General features: G+C 55.3%; 1 protein-coding gene and 1 pseudogene. Both read left to right on the forward strand.

The features are described 5' to 3' along the window. The first annotated feature begins 429 nt into the window (after positions 1-429). Positions 430-1,011, forward strand: a complete 582-nt coding sequence (locus tag D6783_02495; protein ID RME53260.1) for an inovirus Gp2 family protein — start codon at positions 430-432, stop codon at positions 1,009-1,011. A 98-nt stretch (positions 1,012-1,109) separates the two neighbouring features. Beyond that, positions 1,110-1,292, forward strand: a pseudogene (locus D6783_02500) (hypothetical protein). Positions 1,293-1,422: the final 130 nt, after the last annotated feature.

Genomic DNA, 1,422 nt, shown 5'->3' on the forward strand with positions numbered 1-1,422 from the left:
GGATCGGCAGCAACGCCGATGCGAACGATCCGCAAGCAATGCCTGGAGTGCTGCTCGGGTAGCGCCTCAGCGGTTCGCCAATGCCCTGCTAAAGCCTGCTCACTTCATCGCTACAGAACCGGGCGGAAAGTCGAGCTAGAGGGGTGCTTTTCATTCTCAAACGCATTTTCTGATGCGCTGACGATGAATCCTACCCCTGAGGCTTACCGAAGGCTTCAGAGCAAAAAAGAACCCCCTCTATTAGCGGGGCGAGATAGTGGGCCAGCCGCGCCTTAGCCAAGGGCGGTTTTGTCTCAGCGGTTTTGTCTCACTTCATGGGCCTTGGGGCATTGAAAACAAAGGGTTTTATCTCTTTGAACTTGCACAAAAACGGGCGGTTTTAGAGATAATATCTTTATGCCCCTCTAGCCCTTATGGGGTTAGTGGCCCATGAAGCGGACAAACAACCGGAAAACTATTTTGGGGCCGGAAGTGGAGACCTTCAGAGGCTACCCGGTGAACGCTGCCAAGAGCGGCCTTTATCGGGAGCCTCTGGAGGCCATCACCGGACAACTTGAGGCATGCCTAGCTCACCATAAACGCTTGCTTGTGGTTCGCTTCGACCTTCATTCGCATGGCTTCAAGGCTGACAGCAACAATGAACAGATCAGCCGATTTCTAAAGCGGATCGTTCAATGGGTAGAGCGAACCTACAACGCGAGAAAGACCGGGCGGGCATGGGTTCGGGAGTTGGAACGGGCGAAACAGCCTCACTACCACTGCGCCCTGATGATAGACGGAGACAAAATCAGGCATCCCAAGCGGCTATTGGCGACGATCAAGGAGAAGTGGGAAATGCTCAGCCCTGACCACTTCATGCCTGACATTCGTTCGCCCTTTCACTATGTGGACAAGGACACTGGCCTGGACGCCTCGGTTCATCGCCTCAGCTACTTGGCCAAGGCCAGAGGCAAAGGCTACCGACCGGATCAGGCTAAGGACTACGCAACAAGCCGGATCAAGCCGCCATGATCGGGGCGATTTTCCCGACACATTAACACGCGCGCGTCATGGGGTTTTCATAAAGGAGGTAAATCATGGCCTGCTACTACCTGAGCAAGAACGGAGAACTGAAGCTAAGCCTTTGGGCGAACGAACCGCGCACGCCCAGAAAGAACCACCCCAAGTGCGGAGCCAAAACCCGCAAGGGTACGCCCTGCCAGGCTCCGCCCGTTTGGGATCGCGAACATGACCGCCCCAGAAATGGGCGCTGCAAACTACACGGGGGGCTATCTACGGGGCCGAAAGGAAAGCGGCGATCAAACCCGCTTCAAGAGGCAGGAAAGGAACCCCAAAAGGAACCCCGAGAGAAAAAGAAAAAGGGGCTACTTTCGTAACCCCTTGTTTTATATGGCGCTCCCTGAGCGATTCGAACGCCCGGCC

This window comes from Candidatus Woesearchaeota archaeon (genome assembly GCA_003694805.1).
Classification (GTDB): domain Archaea; phylum Nanobdellota; class Nanobdellia; order Woesearchaeales; family J110; genus J110.

Bases quoted from the DNA above. Each gene is read 5' to 3' on its own strand.
- D6783_02495 (RME53260.1), top strand. From the start codon at position 430: ATGAAGCGGACAAACAACCGGAAAACTATTTTGGGGCCGGAAGTGGAG.